This is a genomic window from Ectobacillus ponti (genome assembly GCF_024294785.1).
In the GTDB taxonomy this organism is placed as follows: domain Bacteria; phylum Bacillota; class Bacilli; order Bacillales; family Bacillaceae_G; genus Ectobacillus; species Ectobacillus ponti.
Map to the genome: position 1 here is coordinate 1 of NZ_JANCLT010000031.1, position 1,823 is coordinate 1,823.

General features: G+C 60.3%; 1 protein-coding gene. It reads left to right on the plus strand.

Features of this window, described 5'->3' with window-relative positions; translation table 11 throughout:
• Positions 1-135: 135 nt before the first annotated feature.
• A complete protein-coding gene (locus NK662_RS24410; protein WP_254761312.1) occupies positions 136-1,554 on the plus strand; it encodes an SLC13 family permease in 1,419 nt (472 codons plus the stop codon).
• Positions 1,555-1,823 lie beyond the last annotated feature (269 nt).

Consider the following 1,823-nt stretch of genomic DNA (forward strand, 5'->3'; position numbering starts at 1 on the left):
ACTAGCAGCTTAGCTACTGCGCGCGTACCAGAGAGAGATCATCAGCTCAAGTAGCTAAGCTAGCTATAATCTGCTAGCTAGCTCGATCAGACACTTAATTACCTGCTAGGTGGTGGTCGATCGAAGAAGAAGAAGATGAGTGAGCTTGCGTCGGCGCCCAAGGTGGCGCTTGGATCGATCGCGTTCGCGGTGTTCTGGATGATGGCGGTGTTCCCGTCGGTGCCGTTCCTGCCGATCGGGCGGACGGCGGGGTCGCTGCTGAGCGCGGTGCTGATGGTGATATTCCACGTGATCAGCCCCGACGACGCGTACGCCTCCATCGACCTCCCAATCCTGGGCCTCCTCTTCGCCACCATGGTGGTGGGCAGCTACCTCCGGAACGCCGGGATGTTCAAGCACCTGGGGCGTCTGCTGGCGTGGAAGAGCCAGGGCGGGCGCGACCTCATGTGCCGCGTCTGCGTCGTCACCGCCCTCGCCAGCGCCCTCTTCACCAACGACACCTGCTGCGTCGTCCTCACCGAGTTCGTCCTCGAGCTCGCCGCCGAGCGCAACCTCCCCGCCAAGCCCTTCCTCCTCGCCCTCGCCTCCAGCGCCAACATCGGCTCCGCCGCCACCCCCATCGGCAACCCCCAGAACCTGGTCATCGCCTTCAATAGCAAGATCACCTTCCCCAAGTTCCTCATGGGAATCCTCCCGGCCATGCTCGTCGGGATGGCCGTCAACATGGTCATGCTGCTCTGCATGTACTGGAGGGAGCTGGGCGGAGGGGCCGAGCTCAGCGTCGACGGCAAGCAGATGGAGGCGGTGGAGGAAGGCAGGTCGCCGGCGTCGGCCAAGAGCACGCCGCAGCTGAACGGCAACGGCAACACGATGATGTCGCTGGAGATGTCGGAGAACATAACGACCAAGCACCCATGGTTCATGCAGTGCACGGAGGCGCGGCGGAAGCTGTTCCTCAAGAGCTTCGCGTACGTGGTGACGGTGGGGATGGTGGTGGCCTACATGGTGGGGCTCAACATGTCGTGGACGGCCATCACCACGGCGCTGGCGCTGGTGGTGGTCGACTTCCGCGACGCCGAGCCGTGCCTGGACACCGTGTCCTACTCGCTGCTCGTCTTCTTCTCCGGGATGTTCATCACCGTCAGCGGCTTCAACAAGACGGGCCTCCCGGGAGCCATCTGGGACTTCATGGCCCCCTACTCCAAGGTCAACAGCGTCGGCGGCATCTCCGTCCTCTCCGTCATCATCCTCCTCCTCTCCAACCTCGCATCAAACGTACCAACGGTGCTTCTTATGGGTGATGAGGTGGCGAAGGCGGCGGCGCTGATATCGCCGGCGGCGGTGACGACGTCGTGGCTGCTGCTGGCGTGGGTGAGCACGGTGGCGGGGAACCTGTCGCTGCTGGGGTCGGCGGCGAACCTGATAGTGTGCGAGCAGGCGAGGAGGGCGCCCAGGAACGCCTACGACCTCACCTTCTGGCAGCACATCGTCTTCGGCGTCCCATCCACCCTCATCGTCACCGCCGTCGGCATACCCCTCATCGGCAAGATCTGATCTCATCTCATCGACCCATCCAAATTAATTAATTATGAGATCGACAAACATCCAAGCTTGCTAGGCTCGTCGTCGTCGTCGTCGACCACCGTACCATATATATGCATGCATGCCACGCACGTATATATATGCTCCTCAACCTCAAGTCAATTAATTAAGAGAATGGATGAATGAATCAATGTTGTGTATGATTTCCTTTTTGTTTTTGTTTTACCCACCGTATATGTGCTGTGTGGTGTATGGCCGGCGAGCTTGAAATTGAATTGGCC